This is a genomic window from Candidatus Pelagisphaera phototrophica (genome assembly GCF_014529625.1).
Lineage (GTDB): Bacteria > Verrucomicrobiota > Verrucomicrobiia > Opitutales > Opitutaceae > Pelagisphaera > Pelagisphaera phototrophica.
This window is the reverse complement of record NZ_CP076039.1, coordinates 2,083,397-2,103,708: the sequence shown is the minus strand read 5'-3', so window position 1 is coordinate 2,103,708 and position 20,312 is coordinate 2,083,397. Positions and strand designations below refer to the sequence as shown.

13 protein-coding genes are annotated in these 20,312 nt (G+C 50.1%); 3 read left to right on the top strand and 10 right to left on the bottom strand.

The genetic code is table 11. The features are described 5' to 3' along the window. Positions 1–95 precede the first annotated feature (95 nt). Positions 96–218: a hypothetical protein gene (locus GA004_RS09055; RefSeq protein WP_283393533.1), complete on the bottom strand. Its 123-nt coding sequence runs from the start codon at positions 216–218 to the stop codon at positions 96–98. A 303-nt stretch (positions 219–521) separates the two neighbouring features. Between GA004_RS09055 and GA004_RS09050 the strand changes: the two genes are divergently transcribed. Next, positions 522–1,382 carry a ThuA domain-containing protein gene (locus GA004_RS09050; protein WP_283393532.1) on the top strand — a complete coding sequence of 287 codons (861 nt, stop codon included), beginning with the start codon at positions 522–524 and terminating at the stop codon, positions 1,380–1,382. Positions 1,383–1,609: 227 nt separating this feature from the next. On the opposite strand, the gene GA004_RS09045 is transcribed toward GA004_RS09050, so the two are convergent. Continuing rightward, on the bottom strand, positions 1,610–4,906 hold the full coding sequence (locus tag GA004_RS09045) for a PVC-type heme-binding CxxCH protein (protein ID WP_283393531.1): 3,297 nt from the start codon (positions 4,904–4,906) through the stop codon (positions 1,610–1,612). Between the two features lie 102 nt (positions 4,907–5,008). Next, a complete protein-coding gene (locus GA004_RS09040) occupies positions 5,009–5,200 on the bottom strand; it encodes a hypothetical protein (protein WP_283393530.1) in 192 nt (63 codons plus the stop codon). Between GA004_RS09040 and GA004_RS09035 the strand changes: the two genes are divergently transcribed. Next, on the top strand, positions 5,199–5,660 hold the full coding sequence (locus GA004_RS09035; protein WP_283393529.1) for an ankyrin repeat domain-containing protein: 462 nt from the start codon (positions 5,199–5,201) through the stop codon (positions 5,658–5,660). The genes GA004_RS09040 and GA004_RS09035 overlap by 2 nt on opposite strands. Before the next feature lie 653 nt (positions 5,661–6,313). Then, entirely contained in the window at positions 6,314–6,820 is a 507-nt protein-coding gene (locus GA004_RS09030; RefSeq protein WP_283393528.1) for a pyroglutamyl-peptidase I family protein, read from the top strand. Positions 6,821–6,974: 154 nt separating this feature from the next. Here the strand turns inward: GA004_RS09030 and GA004_RS09025 are convergent, their stop codons facing one another. From GA004_RS09025 to GA004_RS08995, 7 genes are all read right to left on the bottom strand, one after another. Then, positions 6,975–8,627: a sulfatase family protein gene (locus GA004_RS09025; RefSeq protein WP_283393527.1), complete on the bottom strand. Its 1,653-nt coding sequence runs from the start codon at positions 8,625–8,627 to the stop codon at positions 6,975–6,977. A gap of 56 nt (positions 8,628–8,683) precedes the next feature. Further along, entirely contained in the window at positions 8,684–12,937 is a 4,254-nt protein-coding gene (locus tag GA004_RS09020; protein ID WP_283393526.1) for a PVC-type heme-binding CxxCH protein, read from the bottom strand. 198 nt (positions 12,938–13,135) lie between these two features. Then, positions 13,136–13,888, bottom strand: a complete 753-nt coding sequence (locus tag GA004_RS09015; protein ID WP_283393525.1) for an AraC family transcriptional regulator — start codon at positions 13,886–13,888, stop codon at positions 13,136–13,138. A gap of 211 nt (positions 13,889–14,099) precedes the next feature. Beyond that, a complete protein-coding gene (locus GA004_RS09010; RefSeq protein WP_283393524.1) occupies positions 14,100–15,428 on the bottom strand; it encodes a sulfatase family protein in 1,329 nt (442 codons plus the stop codon). A gap of 267 nt (positions 15,429–15,695) precedes the next feature. Continuing rightward, positions 15,696–17,054, bottom strand: coding sequence for a sulfatase (locus GA004_RS09005; RefSeq protein WP_283393523.1), 1,359 nt, complete (start codon positions 17,052–17,054; stop codon positions 15,696–15,698). 180 nt (positions 17,055–17,234) lie between these two features. Beyond that, positions 17,235–18,581: a sulfatase family protein gene (locus GA004_RS09000; protein ID WP_283393522.1), complete on the bottom strand. Its 1,347-nt coding sequence runs from the start codon at positions 18,579–18,581 to the stop codon at positions 17,235–17,237. 143 nt (positions 18,582–18,724) lie between these two features. Beyond that, complete coding sequence (locus GA004_RS08995) at positions 18,725–20,260, bottom strand: sulfatase family protein (RefSeq protein WP_283393521.1); 1,536 nt, start codon at positions 20,258–20,260, stop codon at positions 18,725–18,727. Between the last annotated feature and the right edge of the window lie 52 nt (positions 20,261–20,312).

Sequence of the window (20,312 nt, the reverse complement as noted above, 5' to 3'; positions counted from 1 at the left end):
GACTTCTTGTAAGCAATATCTCATCTATGCGAGGCGTCTTTCGATAATCCCCTTCTGGCGACTTCACTCCATTAATTCGTCTCTCGGTGAACGAATTACTCGATATTCTCAACCGGCACGTAGCGTGATTGAATGGATACAATTTGTGCATAGACAGGTGCGAGGCAGCCCATCCCGAAAAACAAAGTGATAGCGAAGAAACGAAGAAAACTTTTCATAGCGTAAGAACGTTCGGGGTTATTGCATTGCCAACTCGGGGACCAATAAATGACTGATCCCTTAACCTGATTTCATCATTACCACAAACCGACCCCCAATGCGAGCTTTCAATCGAGGTATTCGAAGTTGGGTAATCCCTATATGCTTACTTCGATCAGGCATCCCTCCCAAAATCATTGTGTGAATTTCAACGCCTTGGTCGCTTGTCGCGAGCTTGGAGTGATGGTTTTACTCGCAATAACGATTTCTTAACCTATCAACGGAAATACAACTAAGCGTAGCCACCTTCAACAAAACACGTCATGGATTTCATAAACCATCCCTTTCGGAAGAAACAGCACCTGCTAGCGCTGGCGATCCTTTTCCTTTCTCCCTCTCTCGTTTCCTGCTCCCAAACGACCGAGACTCATTCCATCTACGCAGGCAAGAAGGCTCTTTTTCTTTTAGGCGAACACGAGTACGGTACCCCCGAAACCCTGCCCGCATTCGCAAAGTCCCAACTCGAGCCACTTGGCATCGCGAGCGTTATTGTTAAGGCCAAGTCCGATAATCGCGATTCTCAACTTTGCCATACTTTCGAAGGGCTTGAATTGCTGGATTCCGCCGATATTCTTGTTCTCAGTACGCGTCGTCGATTTCCCAAGTCGAACGAACTTGAGACCATACGGAAATTTATCGAGTCAGGGAAACCAGTCATCGCCGTTCGAACGGCGAGCCATGCGTTTGGGGCACGTGAAAAAGGAACAGGATACCAGCCACCGGCTGGCCACGACTCCTGGAACACCTTTGACACCGACGTCCTAGGGGCTCACTACACCGGACATTATCGGGATATCAAAGGGCTTCCGCCCTTGGCAGTTGAAGCCTGGATTGAAGCTTCCGCATCCGGTCACCCTATCGTACAAAACCTTTCCTTCAAGGGCCCTATCCTGGTTGGCCACAAACTCTATAAGTACGAAGATATCGATCTGGAGATCAACGTCGTCATGAGTGCCAGGCACACCAAGGAAACGCCGCCACACCCCATCGCATGGACCAACGAACAAAACGGAAAGCGCGTGTTCTACATGTCTCCAGGCGGTGTTGAAGAAATGGCTACACCAGAAATTCAGTCCCTCCTAAAGGCCGCCGTCTTGTGGGGCTTGGATGGTGGGGCGAAATAAAGGTCCAATATCAATTGGGACGCATCCTCAAGGTAGCAACGAAGCCAACGAACAAAGCAGGGGACTCTTGATGGAGGAAGGCCGGCTCTGTCTTCCTTCCAACCATAACGAAAGACCGAACCAATCCTACCTAAAAAAGCCAAGCCACCGAAAACAAGGAGTCTGAGACTAGCTTCGAGGGATTTACCCGAAACGAATAAAACTGATCAACTCACCCCACCATGGTGCTATTTTTCCACGGTCATGACACCCCGCATGATGACCCAGTGACCGGGAAATGTGCAAATATAGGGATACTCCCCAGATTCCTTCGGCGCGATGAACCGCAGGGTTTCGCTCGTATCCGGATCTAAAAGTTTTGTCGCGAAAAGCACTTTGGGCGAATCGGGGACGAAATGCTTGGAAGCCCCACTGGGATCCGTCGCCATTTGGTTTCCCGCCATACCTACTTCTGCGGCGGCACCCGGTTCTACAATTACCAAATTGTGTGGGGTCGCCGTAGGGTTCTCTAAAGTCAACTTAACCGGCTTGCCGGCTTTCACGGTAAACGCTGTCACCGTAAACATCATACGCTCGGGCAGGCAGGAGATATCTACAATGGTGATCCCCTTTTGCGAGTCGAAGGCTGATTCCGTTGAATTTCGGGTAGTCGAACCCTCGAGCAGCTTCGAATCCCTCTCGAAAGAATCTAGAAACTCTCCCACCACGGGATAATCTTGTTCTGCCCCTTTCCAATGGCGCGACAAATTTTCCGAGCCGAGCGATGTCGCCACCGCATACTTCAAATGGGTACCCGCGGGCTGCCTTGCTACGTGCATGGCTACCTGTACCGCTTCCGGAGTTCCAATATAGCTGGCCGCAATAACCGCCTCCAGTCGAACTAGCTCACTTTCATCTTGGGCACGTTCTCGTAAATACTGAATTTCCGTTTCAGATGACCCGTATCGTAGCTGACGAGTCGCTGCGGCCCGGGCCAAGTGATCCTCGCTACCCAGCAGTTCGGAAAGAATATCCCTATTGCTTTCATCAATACCGCGGTAGAGCCAGACGGCTTCCAGCAAGTGATGATCCCGTCGGGTGTCATCGGGATCTAATTGAGCGATCCACCGATCTAGTTCCCTTTTCACCGCGCCATGTTCCCGATCGCGCAACTCGCGTTTTGCCCAATAGCGGTAGCGGTACTCGGGACTCTTCAAAAGCTCCAATAGCTCAGCAATGCTGGCGGCGTGGATTCGCGGCGGATCCTGCAAGGTCGCTCCTTTGGGTACAATTCTCCAAATCCGGCCTGATTTGCGGTCCCTCCGCTCATCGCGCAACGAATACTGCGCATGACCTTTGATAGGATTGTACCAGTCGCACACATACAGTGCTCCTCGTGGGCCAAAGCGAATATCCACTGGAATAAAGCTGAGGTTGCGTGAAAAAATGAGATCTCCTTGATACTCTTCCACAAATGAATCCTCTTTCTCAATCCAATGGTGGATTTCGATTCGATTATTTGGCTTGTATCGGGCCTTAACATACCCACCCTGCAACTCCTTCGGCCAAAAGCTGAAATCGATGAATTCCTGTCCACAGGTTCCCGAATAAGCCGGGATGCCAGATGCCTTTGGATGCTGTTCCGGATAGGGTGGATTGGTGGCGTGAAAGGCAGAAGCGAAAATGGGATGGCTCGCCACATGGTTCCCCCAGTCATCGAAAGTGACTCCCCATGGGTTGGTATTTGGATACGCTCCGAATGCAGTTAGGCGATGCGTTGAAGGCCGGTAGCGAAACCAGGAGCTGTTTTTGGCCCGTATCGGACCGTAAACCGTTTCCACTTGGGAATTGTGGAAGATAGCCTCGCGAAACAGCAGATCCCCATCGGGCGTCCATACAAAATCGTGAAGCGCATGATGCGAGTCCTCAGTCCCAAATCCGGTAAAAATGCGCCTTCGGAAATCCGCTTTTCCGTCTCCATCGGTATCCTTCAAAAATACAAGGTCGGGCTCCTCTGATATGTAGACACCCCCATTTCCCAATACAAAGCTAAGCGGTATATGCAAATCGTCCGCAAATACAGTGCTCTTGTCCGCTTTCCCATCGCCATCCAAGTCTTCGAGAATGACTAGCTTGTCGTTGGGCTTTTGGCCGGGATAAACGTGAGGATAAGTCGTGGAACAACTAACCCAAAGGCGACCCCTCGAATCCCAGCGCATTTGAATTGGGCACGCGATATCGGGGAACTTCTCTTCGGATGCAAACAGATTTACGTCAAAGCGTGGATCGACGTCGAAGGCAGCGAGCTCATCCTCGGGGCTGAGATACTCGTTTGCTCCACGCGACTGATGCGTCTCGGGCATCTCCGGAACATTGGAATCGTCAATAGATTCGTTCACTTGCTTGCCCGCAGCCAAATCCCAGATCCTTTGGTCGCGATTATCGACCATTATGTCAAAGTTGCGCATGGCTGGCAGAAAATCGAGATAGCCATAGGTCTTATTGCGACCACCGGTGTAGTAAAAGGTATTCAAAGGCCTGTAGCGATTGAAGAACTGCTCGTTCTTTTCCACTACGACTTCTCGTATCCGCTCGTTCACCTCAGGCGCCAGCTCTTCGCCAAAGGTTTTCTCGTAGGCAATCTTTCCGAAGACTTGGTAGCCCTCGTCGACGAGATGGGCCCCATTGAAGGTTAGGTCCGAACGAGGATCAGCCATCGCAATGTGCGTACTTTCGAACACATCGATGAATCCAACACTTTCTTCCAGGGCGACTTCCGCCATCGCCCGGGTATAGGCGGCGATTCGATCGTTGTTCAGGTCCGCCGCTGCGACACCCTCGACATTCTCATTTGCGATGGGAGAAACCAATACCAGCTCAGGAGCGGACCGACCGTTGTAGGCGTGACTAGTAGTATGCCGAACAAATGCTCTTAGTCGGGACTTGAAACTAGGGATCGCTTCGATACCGGCGAAAGACTCGTTGTACCCAAAGGCCGCGAAAATCACGTCGGCCTTTTGAGCCGTCAGATGCTGGTCGAGATCGCCAAAGTTGTCGGGTCTCGGCTGTAGATCCACCTCATCCGCAGCCCAGGCCAGGGTTCTGATTCTAAGTTTCTTGTAGGCGTGGGTTTGATGAATCAGCGACTCAAAATATCCGAACAGGCGATCGCGATCAAACAGGGTGTTTCCGACCAGAGCGATCCGGCTGTTGTCCTCTAGCCGGAGCGGGAGTGAAGTCGATACGCGGTCAGTCGCCTGTGGACGAGGCGCGGTTTCGCCATAGATCGCGTAAGACTCCAAACTGGCGTCCAGCTCTGGCGGAGGCTTGCCCGTTTTTTCGTTTTTGGCATCTTTGACGGATCGCCTCTTCGCCGGGTCGAAGTTATTGGGAGCGGGCTGGGCCTGGGCCACGATCGTGTTGCGCATTGCATGAGCATGCGTGTGCTCTGCCGCAATGCTTTGATCATTAACATCTGCTTCAAGCAGTGAAACAACAGGTAGCGACAACAGTGCTACTGTTATCCGTTTTGTTATTCGTATCATAGCTCTATTGGAAGAAAAAATGGCACACCACTGCAAGCGTCGACTCAAGGTAGGACAAGACGGCCCACTGATGCGTAGCTTATATTCCATTTGCCTTTTAAATCAAATTCCCGAGTTCTTGTTCCAGATGAAGTTCTCCCATTGGCTTTTCCCTTTCTTATTGGCACTTGCGCTCTTTGGCTGCAGTGATTCCAAAACGGACTCCAATTCTGTAAGCACGACCGCTTCCCAAGCCTCTAAGAAGGCCTCAGCTCCCCAAGACGCCCTACCTCCTATCCCTATTGAGTTCATCATGGACTCTGCGTTAAATGGAAACGTGGAAGCCATTAGCTTGGCTCTCGAGGCCGGAATCGACCCCAATATAATCGACGAAAATGGGCGAACACCTCTGATGCTTGCGGCTTTCAATGGTCATACTGAGATCGCTGAAAGGCTGTTGGAAGCGGGAGCTCGCTTAGATTTGCGAGACAGCACCAACCGTACCGCGTTTATGTTCGCCTGCACAGGACCCAATCTAAAACTGATAACAATCCTTCACCGACGCGGCGCCAGCGTGAACGATATCGATTCACACGAAAGCTGGACACCCTTAATGTTTGCCGCTGCTGAAGGTCATAGCGACGTCGTGCAATATTTGCTGGACAACAACGCCGATCCCAACGCTGCAGATGTCGATGGTGAGACCGCGGCAATGTTCGCCCAATCCAGAGGTTTCCCCGAATTAGCGGCCATGATCCAAGCACGGATGAAATAAAGCGTCCAGCGAAGTCATCGAGTCGCTATTTCAAAAATATATTTATGAATACATCGATCGCATTCATATCTTATCTCAGAGTTCAAGAGGTCTTTGCTATCCTCGCCGTCGCATTATTCGTCGTTTGGCCCCCTCCGGAGAATTTTCAAAAGGACGGGATATTTTGACGCTCTTGGACTCTTGATTATCTTCCCTTTCGTGAACCTAGTCCTGATTCTGCTTCTGGCGTTTGCTGAGTGCCCCATTCAGAAAAGCGGGAAATAGAGTCACCCAGTCGATAGTCCGACGACTTTTCGCCAATCTTCTGCAGCCTTGGTTCGTTCTATTGCATACACGAATCGAAGTTACGAGCTTATCAACATTGGCACAGGCTCCGCCGGAATAGGAATTGCAGCCCATAAGGCGTAGGCAGGTTTCATGGCGTGCTCATCGACAATTCCAAGACTGCCCTGCTACTTCACGAGTCAACCAGCTGGCAATATTAACCAAACAAGAAAAGCGACTTAAACCAAACATTAAAAAGCTATTCCGGTTTCTCTATCGGTTTTCATGATTCGAAGGTCAGGAGGTGTGATGTAATTCGCAGGAGACTTGATCCGTCCCGACGATATTAATTCAGTTTTTTGATCGCCCGGGCAAACCGGACTCCTACTATGGCAATCGTGCAGGTGAATCCCCTCGTCTACGGTTTTGGTCCCTACGAGAGGTATACCCACAATGTCACCACAGATATCATTCGGGAGGTCAATCGGTTAAGACTGGCAAACGGGATCGTTTTTGACGTTAGTTTCGATCCTAACCAGTTCATAGAGGCGTTGGAGAGGCATCAACCCAAGGTCATCATCGGAATCGGGCAACATCCTCGGGCGAGAAAGATCCGAATTGAGCGACGTGCCCGGAATTGGCGTCAATCGGCCTCCTCTGAGGGTAAGCCAATTGAAAGTTATGGGCCTGAATTCCGGTATGCTTCCTTGAAGATTCCTACAACGGAGGAAACGACTGTCACTTACGATGCAGGTGGCTATGTGTGCAACTATTCTATGTACTTGATGTGTCGGGAAGCCGAGAAGATGGAAGCGAAATACGCGTTTCTACATGTGCCAGTCCAAGTGGATATTCAACGGACAATAGAATTGTTCAATGCGGTTCTTGAAAGATAGTGTCGGCGAGCCTGATGGTCCCCATCAAAGGGAGACTTAATTAGGTAATATGGATAGCCCGTTCGTTGGCCTTACCCTTGAACCGAAATCGGGTACACTCCTCGAAGTGCCTATTCGCCATGGTGTCCCGCCGTAGTAGAGACTATTGAAAAACCTAATCATTCGCCAGTTCGGCCTCTCGGATCTTCTTGAAATTCGCGGAAATCTCTATCGCTTTGCGTCGGTCCGCTTCGCTGTAATCCCAAAACTCCTGCACGACTGCTTCACATTCTGGATAGTGAGAGCCATCGTCTCCGATATCTTTCCGAAGCTGAGCAAATTGAGCTTTCAGATCGTCGCGGATCTTCTTGTACTTGGGAACGTAGTACACATTTCGAAGTTCCTGTGGGTCTTCAATGAGATCATATAATTCCCATGCGGGTGGTGTTTGATATTCCCCTTTGTAGTTCGCTCCGTAGAAATAGATAAGCTTGTGAGTCTTAGTGCGAATCGCCATTTCTCCAGGATTATCGTGATGGGCCATGTGCATCCAGTATCGGTAATAGGTCGCCGGTTTCCAATTGGCTGGCTCTTTCCCGGTTTCACAGATCGAGCGAAAGGACTTTCCTTGGTACTCCTTGGGAATTTTCACACCTGCGTAGTCCAGCATGAGAGCGGGATAATCGACGTTTTCGATGAGAGCATCGCTTCGAATTCCAGCTGGTATTTCTATGGGGTAGCGCACAATAAATGGCATGCGCGCCGATTCGTCATAGGCCCATCGCTTATCTTGGTAGTCTTTTTCACCCAGCCAGAAACCCTGGTCACCTGTATAAATGATAACCGTATTATCATAGAGGCCTTCCGCCTTAAGGTATTCGAATAGTCGCTTCAGGTTGTCGTCGACTCCTTTGACGCAACGAAGGTATTTTTTCAGATACCCTTGGTAAGCGATGCGAGTGGTCTCTTCCTCGCTAAGCGATGCGGAATCGTAGTCGCCTGGAAATTCTTCCGGAAATTTGGCGAATAGGTGAGTGGCATACGATCGCCGAGGATTTCGTTTTCCAATTGAGGTGCCAATGTGAGGCATAAGCTCGTCTTGCCATCCGCGGGTGGCCAGCGAGCCAAAAGTGTTCGGTACATCGTAAAGAGTTTCCGGTTCTGGAATCGTGTCGTCGGCTAGGTAGGATTGATATCGTGGGGCATTCTCAAAATAGTCGTGGGGGGCTTTGTACTGATGGCAAACGAAGAAGGGCTTGCTGGGATCACGCTGATTTTTAAACCAGTCTAAAGCGGAGTCCGTAATGGCATCGGATGAATGCTCGCCCTTATGGGTTACGACATTTTTGGGCCATGACTGATCGCCTTGTATCCGAAATTCTGTGTCAAAATACTTTCCTTGACCGGGCAGCACTTTGTAGTAGTCGAAATTCGGTTCCTCTTTAAGGTGCCATTTCCCGATGACTGCCGTTTGGTAGCCCGCTTCACGCATTAAGATAGGCAGTGTTTGCTTGTCAGGCGTAATGCTGCCGCCCAAGTCAAATACGCCGTTTTTATGATTATAGAGACCGGTAATGATATTCGCTCGGGACGGCGTGCAGATTGAATTGGTGCAGAACGCATTTTCAAAGAGGATCCCCTCTTCCGCCAGTTTATCGATGGTTGGCGTGGGATCCAGTTCCTTGAGCAAGGTCGCATAGGCCCCAATCGCCTGAGCCGTGTGATCATCAGACATTATGAAAAGAATGTTCGGTCGATCTTTGGCACTTGAGCTAAATACCGCAGGGAATAAGGCTACGAACACGAAAGCTAGTTGGTAAAATCTCATTTTGCTAAGCGAACTTGACGGTTTTCGAGAAATGGCACTGGCTGAATGTACCGCGTTTAAAGATCGAAATCGGTCACTCTAAGATCCTTCTTCTGCCAGTAACCTTCCTCTCTCTGGAATCCGTACATTGTGGGTTTAAAGTCGCCCACAAGGTCGACATTCGCTCCATCTGCAGGAACAGGAATGTCCACGGCCCAAAGGACTCCATTCACGATAATGCGTCGAGTGCCCTCTGCTTCCAGATCGTTGGACGAGCCCATAGTCGTCGTAAAGACTTTGCCTTTTTCGCCCCCGGGGATTTGGTAGCTCTTTGTCCATGCGACCGGCATCATTGGGTCGTTCTTATGGAAGCCCTCTTCTTTCCCGTAACTTGGAACTCTGTCATAAGGTCCTGGACCAATCGCGGGATGGAGCTTGCCCATTCCTGCCACAACCTCTCCCAATACGATTGGTTTGCTGTCACCAGGAAGTGGCAAAGGAACCCCGTAAACGTCGGAGGGACCCCATACGTCGCCTTTGCCAATACCATTGCCGATTTCGTGGCTACCCACTATAATACCACGAGTACTTTCGTACTTGTGCCATCCGTGATGGCTCACCCAAGTCGAACCTAGAACGAGTTCGCCGAATCCGTTTTTCCAGGCTTTCTTTTCACCGTTGTAGTTGAAACTATAATGTGCGTATCTAGCATTCTTGTCTTCGATATTGAAGGCGTGGGTTGCGGTTCGCAATCCAATCACGGGTTTTCCCAACTTCAAATAGTCGTCGATCTCTCTCATCTGATTGTTTGGCAAATCTCGGAAACGGGTAGCGATGATCATCAGATCAGCGGCTTGCAACGCTTCGAGACCAGGAAGGTTATTTCCAAAATTGGGATCGATCACTCCTGGCTCACCCGGATGCTGTGCATAGAGGACGGTGCAGTCGAAACCATGGCGCTGTGAAAGAATCTTACCGAGTTGCGACATCGCCTCTTCGGAACGGTACTCTTCGTCTCCTGAGATAAGGACAATGCTTTTGCCCTTCCCTGATCCAGACTTGCCAGGATAGGATTGCCATTGCTTCGCAGCAGAACCTGATACCTTTCCTTCGGGGAAGGGATGCTCCTTTAGTATTTCATCGACCATGTAGAAATTTTGCCGATCTTTGGTCGCTTCCCGAACCGCGGCTACTTTTTCGGGTTTAATGGCTTTGGCGAGTACTTTCTTGTCACCAAATTTGGCTCTCACATAAGTGAGTACTCCCGCGACTTCCTCGTCATTTAGCATTCCGCCGAAACCGGTCATCGGCGGGACTCCCGTGGTAGGGTCGTAAGTCTTTCCGGCCACTTCGATCGCTCCCCAAAGTCCCTTCAAGACTATCTTGATCAGTCGCTCGTCCTCGCCCATGACCCACTCGTTCGCGTTCAACGGCGGGTATATGTTAGGGATCGTCCCTTTACCATCGGCAGCATGACAAGTCTTGCAGTGGGCGTCTCGACGATAGACCTCTTCGCCCAGTCGGTAGAGCTCAAGGTCATCCTTTGAAAGATTGATCTGCTCAACCCTCACTTCGCCTTGCTTCCGGTCGTAGAATTCAAAATTCCCTGCTAGAAATTCCTTGGCAGAATGGTTGCCCGCGAGATTTAGTTTTCCCGACTCATTGAGGACCTTGGCATCATCTTCGAGAGTGGTAAAGACGGCTTCGTAGGCCCGTCCCATCCATTTGGTTACGGGTTTCTTGAGACCTTCCAAAGCGATTTCCGCCCCTTCCTCGTTGTCCTGCCAAGAAGCCGCAACAATCGCTTCCAAACGAACACGAGGATGCTCATCTAAAGCGGCTTTCATAAAAAGATCATGACTGTCGGGAATCTGATGGTAAATGTAGCGCAAAACACGAACCGCTCCAGACCTAACCTTGTGATCCTCATGATTGAGACAGAGCTCAAGAATCCCCTGATCTACTTGGTTTTGACCCCAGGTTGCCCAAAGTGCCTCCAGAAGATTGCGGCCATATATCGAATCGCGCTTATCCAGTCCTCGCACCCATTTCTTAACAGATGGAATCACCTTATTCGCAGGATGTCCTCTAAGCTCACGACGAGTCCGATAACGAGTGCGATATTCGTGTTCTTTCAGATTTTCGAGCAGTTGGTTAATCGAAGCACCGGCCACCTTCACGGGTGTTACAAGGGGTCGTGATGGATAGGTAACCCTGTAGATTCTACCGTGATCGGAGTCGCGATTAGGATCGCGAGCACTGTGTTGCATATGCCCAATTAGCGGGTTGTGCCAGTCAACAATATAGAGAGATCCATCGGGGGCGAACTCCATATCTACCGGTCGGAAATTCGAATCGGTCGACATAATTAAATCCTGCTTCAGCTCACCCGTGAATCCCGCGCCATCTTCTACGATACTGTGGTGCTTCGTGCCCAAGAAGCCGATCGTGTTGTTGATAAGAAAGTCTCCCTGAGTGTCTTCCGGAAAGTGTCGCGAAGAAACGAATTCGGTTCCCGAAGTGGGGCGCACACGGTGAGTCGTAAATTGAGCCAGTTTTTCGATTTCCTGTCCGTGTGGGATTTTCGCGGACAATGGCAAAGACCACCAATTGGCTCCTCCTGAAGCGTCAGAGAGAAAGGTTTGGCCGAAATCGTCGATAGCAACACCCCAAGGATTGGATACGTCTACCTGCATGAAACGCTCGAGTTTCCAGTTCTTCGGATCGAAACGCCACAAACCGCCATCCGTCATGTACTCTGGGCCGTAAGGCGTTTCGACTGCCGAGTGAAGGAATCGCCCTTCGTTCATGTAGATTCCACCGGAGGCATCAGCTAGAAAGGCGGATATCGAATGGTGGGTGTCGTGGGAATCGAATCCATGCACGAGAATCTCCATACGATCGGCACGGTCGTCTCCATTGTCATCCACCAGAAGAGAAAGGTTGGGCTGGGTCGCCACGTAAACGCCTTCGGGAGCGAGTTCGAAACCGATTGGCATATGTAGCCCGTCTGCAAAGACCTTCTGTACGTCTGCTCGACCGTCATTGTTGGTATCCTCAAATATAAGAAGCTTGTCGTTGGGCAGTTCGCCCCCTGGTCGGTAGTGAGGGTATGACGGAATGACTGCGACCCAGAGGCGACCTTGATTATCGAAGGTCATCTGGACGGGATTGCGAAGATCAGGAAATTCTGCTTCCGAGGCGAACAAGTCGATTTTGTAGCCTTCTGGAAGGGTGAACTGATCGATTGCTTTGTCTACATCGAGAAACTCGATCGGCCGATTGTAGTTCGTCTTAACTTCGGTAAGCGGACGGGTTGCGTTATCGTCAACAGACTTGCTGGCCGGAGTGCCCAAGGCGATATCGTGAATCTTTCCGTCACGCAATTCAGTCATTTGTCGGATCTTCTCGATCTCTTCTGGATAGTTTACATTGCCGTAGGGCTTGTAGCGGCGTCCGTAGACGTGAACACCATTCAGAATTTGGTAATCGTTGTTCCAGTACCAATTCTTGTCCTCCACCGCTGCATACATCGCATCGCGGGAGACCATTTCCTGAGGTTTGAACTCCCCATAGAGCGAGCCGATGAGAGTCTTTGAGAGATTGCGGTAGCCTTCGTCATTGAGCGCAAAACCGTTTATCGTTTGTGGGTTCCTCTCTTTTGTATAAAGTTTCAACGTTGGATTGAACAAATCGATAAAACCAACATTTCGCGCTTCAGCCACACGCTTAACCGCATCCGCATAGGCAGCGAGGTGGATATTTTCTGCTTTGCCGTCTGGTAGATCCTGTTTGGCTGAGAGATCCTCGAATGCAATGGGAGATACGAGCACAAGTTGCGGTGCTGACTGCCCATTGTATTTCTGCTTCAAGGAGTGCAGTACAAACGCATCTAGCTCGTCGTGAAAGTTCTCAACCTTGTCGAGTCCATCGAAGGATTCGTTGTAGCCAAAAAATGCGATTATGGTATCGGCTTTCAATTCTTTCAGCCACTCGTCGGGAGAAGGATGATGACCAATCCCCAAGTGAGTCTGGCGCCCGGGGTGAAACTTCTCCGCGCCTGGAAACGCCCACTGTGTTTCCCGCGAAGGATGAGGTCGGAAGCCAGGCGTATCACCCGGTTTGCTGAGATTGCGAACGATAAGCGCCTTGTTGGGGAACTGGCGATGCAGGTCCGTTTCGAAATGAGGAAAGTAGAGCATGCGCTCACCTAGCCCGTTTCCAATGATGACGATGCGTTCGCCCTCTTCGACATCGAGAGGCAATGAGGTTGCCGATGCATTCCAACTGAGAAGGCCAACAAAAACTGATAAGATGATTCTAGGCAGCATAGTTTGTATTGATTTCAATAAATGATTGATTGAATGGAAAATTTGAAAACCGAGCAAAGGTTCTTACTTCTTTTTGATTGGTTTGAGAAAGAATCGGTTTTTTGGAGATAACGATTTATGTTTCGGTAAGGGTGCGTAGCAAACTAGAAGCATAAAGAAGTTTTAGCCATGATAATGGGCCGAGTTGGAGGGCATATGCTAGAGGGCATGGGCGTCTCGATAAGCTTGCGGAGTGATTCGCATTAAGCGGGCGAATTCCTTGGTCAGATAGCTCTGGTCGCAAAATCCACAGTCCTGGGCTATCTGGGCAATGGTGTGGTTGCCATGGATCAACTCACAGCAGGCGGCATTGATTCGGACTTTTTTCAGGTAGGCGATCGGGCTCAGGTTAAAACGACGTTTGAATTGCCTTTCAAACGTTCTCACCGATAAATTCGCTCGCTTCGCCAAGTCGGCAACACTGACCTTCTTGGAATAGTTTTTCTCGACAAAATCTATGACCTTAAAAAGTTCTGGGTACGGACCCAAGGCACTGCTTGCCGCCTTAAATTCCCGTGTAACTCCTTCCAGGCCGATGATGGAACCGTCTTTCGAGTAAATCGGTACCTTGGTCGTGGTGTACCAGTAGACCGACAAGTCGTTATGCGTCACCAACTCGACCTTGTTGACTACTTCCTGCCCATAAAAGAGCACTTGTTGATCATCTTTGAAGTAGTTGTCCGCGAGATATCGGGGCACCAAATCGAAATCGGTCTTGCCCAGAACTTCCGACACGCGGGAACACCCAAGAAGGAGAACCAATGCCTCATTGGCTAGAACAAAACGCCCTGTCTGGTCCTTCACAAAGTAGCAGATATCCGAAAGATGGTCGTAGAGCCCCAGCCCGCGCCGTACGGGGTCGACGTCCTTAAGGAAATCCTTGAACGATTTTTGGGGGGCAGAAGTTATCATGAAGGGATCAAGGTGAGCACGATTCGCTTAAAGGGACGCCAATTTAATAAATCCAAAAAACAAAACGTTTAGCTTGCGGGAACCATAGTCGGTTCCCGTAATTTGGGATAGTAGGAATACGATAATCGAATTGTACATTTACGACAATGTCGCGATAATGCAATCAAAATTGCCTGTCGGATGTGCAAAAGGAAGGTGGGACGCTCTCGCCCTACCGACGTTCACCGACCACTCGTGAGTAGTCGACTCCCCTCCCCTGATCCGGATATGAATCCAAGATGGCTTGAAGTGACTTACGGGCTCGTTTGGCGGCACGACTGGATCTTTCCGGATCAAGCACTCTCTTTTCAAGAACGTCTTCCTGCGTATCGTAAAGGTCCCCGTTGCCGTACAGTTTGTATCGTTTGTCCCGTGCGTAGCGCACTTCCCAATGATGATATTTATTGTCGAAGCTTTCCGCGTAGGGTCGTGGGAAATAGTATCCATAAACCCACTTTCTCTCAGTCCCCTCTTGGCCAAGACAATGGGGCCAGAAACTGATTCCATCTCCATCGGAAATTTTCTTTGGCGCCATTCCGGCCGCATCAACTATGGTAGGGAAAAAATCGGAAAATGCGATCAAGTTATCGCTTACTTGATTTCCAGGAATCCTTCCGGGCCAATTTACAATGAGCGGAACGTGGGTGCCATGATCTTTAGTGTACCCTTTACCGCCTTGGAGTGGAGCTCCATCGAAGATCGACGTTAGATCCGCATTCGTTCCATTGTCGCTCGTAAATATCACTAGCGTGTTCTCCATTACTCCAGATTCCTCAAGCGCATCAACCAAACGACCCACCAGGGAATCCAGGTAGTTAACCATGTCGATGAAGTTGGCCTTATCGTCCTTGCTGTTTAGGTCGCTACTATTGGGAGCCGGTGGAAAGGGATTATGCGGCAGGATCATAGGGTAATAAGCGAGAAACGGCGTATTCGAACCGGCTTGCTCTTCGATAAAATCTTCGAGGAAGCTCGCACAAATGTCAGGACCGTAAGCTCCTTCCGGCAAATCGAGAATCTCTCCATTTTGCTCCAAGGAGGGATTCCAATATCGGGCTCGTTCTGTGTTGGGGGTGTTCCATAAAAGATAAGAGTCGAAACCCGCTTCCTGGGGAGAAATGCCCTTGTCATCTAGGAGGAGCTGCCACTTGCCGGCTACGGCGGTTGCGTAACCCTGATTTTTGAAATGATTAGCAAAGGTCGGCTCACCCTTTGGATAGACTCCAAAATCGAAGTAATTGAATACGTTTGATTTGCCAGACATCAAATTGACCCGACTGGGAGTGCACAAGGGAGTGGAATGACAGTTCTCAAACCGTATTCCTTCTGCTGCTAAGGCATCCAGCCGAGGAGTTGAATACTCTTTGCTTCCGTAGCTACTGAAACACTCGTATCCAACATCGTCTGCCATAATCAGAAGAATATTGGGCGGAGAGTCGCTTGCGATGGCTAGGTTTAGAAACGCCAGAAATGCGGAACTGATCACGATGTATAATTTCATTTATCCTAAATTTTGACTTAATGACCAAGCTTTTTCATAATATGCCCCCCGTTACCACCGTCAAATTCACATTATTATTTTTCCGATTTGTCCCTATTCCTTTTCATTACGGCATAGCTCCATTCGAAAAGCTCATTGTCTTGCATACAAGTACTTTACCTACGGGTAATCTGCGAATAAGGCCGCAACTCTTTGGAGCGGGTTTATTCCGCGATTCCTTTTTATCGCGGTGTAAAACCGCTCCTACAGCTTTAACCACGGAGGACACTAGCCTTTCTTTAACTTTCGTGTGATACCGGCACCCTTCAGCCTAGAATCCAGTTTTGAGCGCCATGTTTTCAATTCGTCTTCACGCTCAGGATTGATCGCGAGATTTGTGAGTTGGCCCGGGTCCGACTGCATGTCATACAATTCCTCAGTATCGTCGTTGTAGCGAATATAGGACCAACGCTCAGACCGCAGGGCATAACCAGATCGATCGATGGTAAGCGCGGCCTCCCTTACACGGGCTGAGTTATCCTGCAGTACGGGAACGAGGCTCTTACCCTGCACGCTTTCGGGATCCTCAAATCCGGCTAGCTCCGAAAGGGTTGGATAGATATCCATCAGTTCTGTGATTGCGGTCGATCGCCCCGACTTTACTCCAGGACTCGATATGATCAACGGCACTCGAAGCGCATCTTCGTGAAGGTTGCTTTTCTGCCAGAAATGATGTTCTCCCAAATGGTACCCATGATCGCTGGTGAATACGACGGCGGTCTTGTCTCGCAAGCCCTGCCGATCGAGCTCATCTAGAATTCTTCCGACTTGTTCGTCCATGTAGGTGACGGTCGCGTAGTAACCCGCCCACATGCGCTTCTGATTGTCCGGATATTTGCCGATCGGATCTTTGGTGGAAACGACTTTAGGAAAACCGAGCGGCGGGATGTCGTCGTGGTCGTCATCGGGAACATAGGGTAACGTAATGTCTTCGATTGGGTACATGTCGAAGTATCGCTTAGGAGCCACCATGGGATAGTGGGGACGAACAAAACCAGTGGCGATGAAGAATGGCTCGTCCTTGCGCTGACGTATTACCTCAATGGTCTTGCTTGCGGTCTTGTAGTCGGGTTGGTCCGAGCCATCCCCGTCATAGCTGACAGTCACAAACCAGCGATGCGGCATTGCCGTAGAGTAGCGACCGGCGAGATCGGTAGTGAATATGTCAAGATTGAGACACGCATAATCTCCCGGTGTGTGCGCTTCCAGACCGGGGGAATTGTAACGTTCGTTCCAAGTACTTTCGACATCCAGTCCATCGGTGCCCGCGATGATGTCGCCTGGAACTTTCATGTGGTAAATCTTTCCAATGCGGGCACTGAAAACCCCATTGTCGATAAAGTGCTTTCCCAAATTCACCTTCGCGGCGCCCTGATAGCGACTGTGCATAAAGGACTGACGCGACGGCCCGCAAGATGTCCCCTGACAATAAACCCGATCGAATACCACGCCCTCCTCTGCCAAGCGGTCAATATTCGGCGTGTGGCAAATCTCATCTCCATAGCTACCCAAAACGCTGGCCTTCAAGTCGTCTGATATTATAAATACAACGTTCTCGATTTTTTCTACACCAAATAATGGATACATTATACCGATAAGGAAAAAGAACGGGGTAATTGTTCGCGTTCGACGGTTTAAAAAACTTAAGGATCTAATCACTTGAATGGTATGTTAAAGCAGAACAGGCATCCTGCCTATTATTAAATGAGAGTAACAAGCAAAATGCCTATTCTGCTGTAGTTGAATCTATAGGTCAGAATCATTATGTCAGGGACCCGCCTCCGCGTTGAGCATTTGCCCCGTTTGAGGTACGGATTTAATGGCTTTTTGCAGCATCTTCCTTGTTTTCTCGGCAAACGCGGTCGCTTCTCCTAGCTTAATCGAGTCTACCTCGTGTCGATCCGCAACCGCATAGAAAGAACCGTCTTGGTAGAGTTTATAGTACTGATTTTGCGACCAGATGATTTCGCGATTACGGACTCCTTGACCATGCTTTTCTGCGGCCGGCTTGTATTTGGGATAGTAGTACTGAGTGATCCACTGCCGCGGATTGCCTGCCTTTCCAAGGGATTGCGGCCAGAAGCTTTGACCATCCAATGCGACGTCTGGTAATTCAGCACCACTTAGCTCTGCCAAGGTAGGAAGAACATCGGAAAAATCGACTAAGTCGTTCGAGACAATTCCCGCCGGAACAACGGTGGGGCAATTGACAACGAGCGGCACATGATACCCGCCTTCGGTGGCGAAGGCCTTCTCCCCTGTCCGCTCAGAACCCCTAAAAGGATAGCTGAGTGTACGGTTCGTCCCGTTGTCTGCGGTGAAGATGAATACCGTTTTCTCACGCAATCCCAGTCGATCAACCGTGTCAACCAGCTTGCCTACCATTTTGTCCGCATAGGCGATCATATCCCGGTAGTTCTTGAGACCTTTTGAAAACTTCGCTTCTTCTGCCGTAGTGGGTTGGCTATCGGGCGTTTCCGGAAAAGGATTATGGACCAGAATCATGGGATAGTAAGCGAAAAACGGTCGATCCTGATTGGTTTCAATAAAGTCCACTATGAAATCGGATACGATATCAGGCCCGTAATCCTCTTCGGTTGTCTCGAGAATCTTACCGTTCTGATTGAGGCTCGGATTCCAATAGCGGTCGAGCGTCGTGCCTGGAAAATTCCAGAGACAGTAGCTATCGAATCCGCAGTCTTCCGGCAGCGATCCATTCGGTTCCGCATGCAACTGCCACTTGCCCGCCACAGCCGTGGCGTAGCCGGCTGACTTCAACATATCAGCGAAGGTCGTCTCCCCTTTATCCAGAATACCAAAGTTGACGTAGTTGCGCACTCCGTCTCTTCCGGTCATTATCTTGACCCGACTGGAGGTGCAAACCGGCTCGGAATAGCAATAATTGAAGCGAGCCCCAGTATCTGCAAGTGAGTCGATGCGAGGCGAACTGAAAAAGTCGCTCCCGTAGCAGCTGTAATTGTCGACGGCCGAATCATCCGCCATGATCAGAATGACGTTAAGCTTCTCCGCAGAGTAAAGACTCGCCGATAGGCTAAGGAACAAGCCAATAAGAAAGCAGCTCGAAAGGCGTGGGTCACTCTTGGGTCTGAGCATTTAATAATTCAGCTAAAACTTGGCCTCCGACGCAAGCGCGAAGGTGCAAACGGTATGCGGGTGAACTCCGATCACCCACCCTGAGGATGAAAAAATAAATGAGCTCTCGGAGATAGCCCACTACTCTTAGTATCTAACCACCCCTATCGACTGCGTCCCGAATCTATAATTTCTGCGAGTTGCTCGGTCAATCGCTTGGCAATCCTTGGGCGTTTTTGGTATAGATCGTTCTTTTCCTCTGGGTCTTTGGAAAGGTCGTAGAGTCGGTATTGGTTGACCTTCGTACTCGCCAACTTCGTCTCGACGACCACGTTGCGAGCGGTTTTCGAATCGTGACGCTGCAGTTTCCAGTCGCCGACTCTCAGGCCATAGTTGTTACCCCTGCCGTTGTCTTGCTGAACAAGGTGGTCGCGCCCTTCCGCACCGGACTTCCCAAGAAGCGCATCGATCACGTTATAGCTGTCGAGAGCAGCGTCATCCGGGATTTTCGCTCCCGTCAAAGCGGCGAGACTGGCCACGAGATCAATCGTCGAGACCATTTCATCGGAGACACCCGGCTTGATCTTTCCTTTCCAGCGAGTGATGAAGGGCGTTCGGGTGCCCCCCTCATAGATGCTGTACTTACCGCCTGTGTACGGGCCAGCTGCTCGATGCGACCCGAGATTCTCCAGAGCCAAGTCTTCGTATCCATCATCCATTACAGGTCCATTGTCAGAGCAGAAAACGACGAGTGTATCTTCCGCAATGCCAATGCGATCGAGTGTTTTCATTAACTCCCCAACGCACCAGTCAAATTGTACGATTGAGTCAGCCCGGTAGCCAAGCGATGTCACACCTTGGAATCTCTCGTGGGGGATGCGAGGAACGTGTAAGTCGTGAGAAGCAAAAAAGAGGAAGAAGGGTCCGTCTTTGTTGTCCTCGATCCAATTGTTGGACTGCTTCACCCATTCATCGGCCAAATCCTCATCGCGAAAACGGGCCGCATGTCCCCCCGTGTAGAAACCAATACGACTAATGCCGTTGTGAATCGTCGAGTTGTGCCCGTGCGACCAATCCATTTTGAGCGTGTCTCGATGCGTGATGCCCGTCGGGTGATCGGGACTAGGTTTCTCGTCTCCTACCCACAGAGGATCATTCTGGTCTAGATTTAGAACGCGGCTGTTCTCCACATAAACCTGAGGAACACGGTCGTTTGTTGTGGGTAGAAGAAAATTGTAGTCGAATCCAATTTCCCTGGGCCCAGGCTTGAGTTCACCATTCCAATCCGGACCATCCGGACCCCCGAGGCCTAAATGCCATTTACCGATAACGGCAGTCTTATAGCCCACAGTGCTTAAAATGGAAGCGATCGTCTCAGTTCCCGGTTTGACAACTGCAGGGCTGTTCGGCGGCGCAATACCGGTGTTGGGGTGCCGGAATGCGTAGGTTCCAGTCAGGAAGGAATAACGGGTTGGCGTGCAGGTCGACGCAGAACAGTACCCACTCGTGAACATCTGTCCCTCAGCCGCCAGCTGGTCTATGTGTGGAGTGCGAAATGTATCCGCTCCATAGGCTGACACATCTCCGTAACCCATATCATCCGCCATGATGACAATGACATTTGGCTTCTCAGCAGAAAGAACGGGAATTCCGGCGAGAAAGATTAGGATAGAGAAGGCTGATGTGCAGGACGGACTCATTTTTGAGAAGGTATTTATTTTGCGTTTAAAGGACTTATGCCGCCAAAAACAG

Coding starts and splice junctions, on each gene's coding strand:
- GA004_RS09055 (WP_283393533.1), bottom strand. CDS start 218: ATGAAAAGTTTTCTTCGTTTCTTCGCTATCACTTTGTTTTTCGGGATG.
- GA004_RS09050 (WP_283393532.1), top strand. CDS start 522: ATGGATTTCATAAACCATCCCTTTCGGAAGAAACAGCACCTGCTAGCG.
- GA004_RS09045 (WP_283393531.1), bottom strand. CDS start 4,906: ATGATACGAATAACAAAACGGATAACAGTAGCACTGTTGTCGCTACCT.
- GA004_RS09035 (WP_283393529.1), top strand. CDS start 5,199: ATGGACTCTGCGTTAAATGGAAACGTGGAAGCCATTAGCTTGGCTCTC.
- GA004_RS09040 (WP_283393530.1), bottom strand. CDS start 5,200: ATGATGAACTCAATAGGGATAGGAGGTAGGGCGTCTTGGGGAGCTGAG.
- GA004_RS09030 (WP_283393528.1), top strand. CDS start 6,314: ATGGCAATCGTGCAGGTGAATCCCCTCGTCTACGGTTTTGGTCCCTAC.
- GA004_RS09025 (WP_283393527.1), bottom strand. CDS start 8,627: ATGAGATTTTACCAACTAGCTTTCGTGTTCGTAGCCTTATTCCCTGCG.
- GA004_RS09020 (WP_283393526.1), bottom strand. CDS start 12,937: ATGCTGCCTAGAATCATCTTATCAGTTTTTGTTGGCCTTCTCAGTTGG.
- GA004_RS09015 (WP_283393525.1), bottom strand. CDS start 13,888: ATGATAACTTCTGCCCCCCAAAAATCGTTCAAGGATTTCCTTAAGGAC.
- GA004_RS09010 (WP_283393524.1), bottom strand. CDS start 15,428: ATGAAATTATACATCGTGATCAGTTCCGCATTTCTGGCGTTTCTAAAC.
- GA004_RS09005 (WP_283393523.1), bottom strand. CDS start 17,054: ATGTATCCATTATTTGGTGTAGAAAAAATCGAGAACGTTGTATTTATA.
- GA004_RS09000 (WP_283393522.1), bottom strand. CDS start 18,581: ATGCTCAGACCCAAGAGTGACCCACGCCTTTCGAGCTGCTTTCTTATT.
- GA004_RS08995 (WP_283393521.1), bottom strand. CDS start 20,260: ATGAGTCCGTCCTGCACATCAGCCTTCTCTATCCTAATCTTTCTCGCC.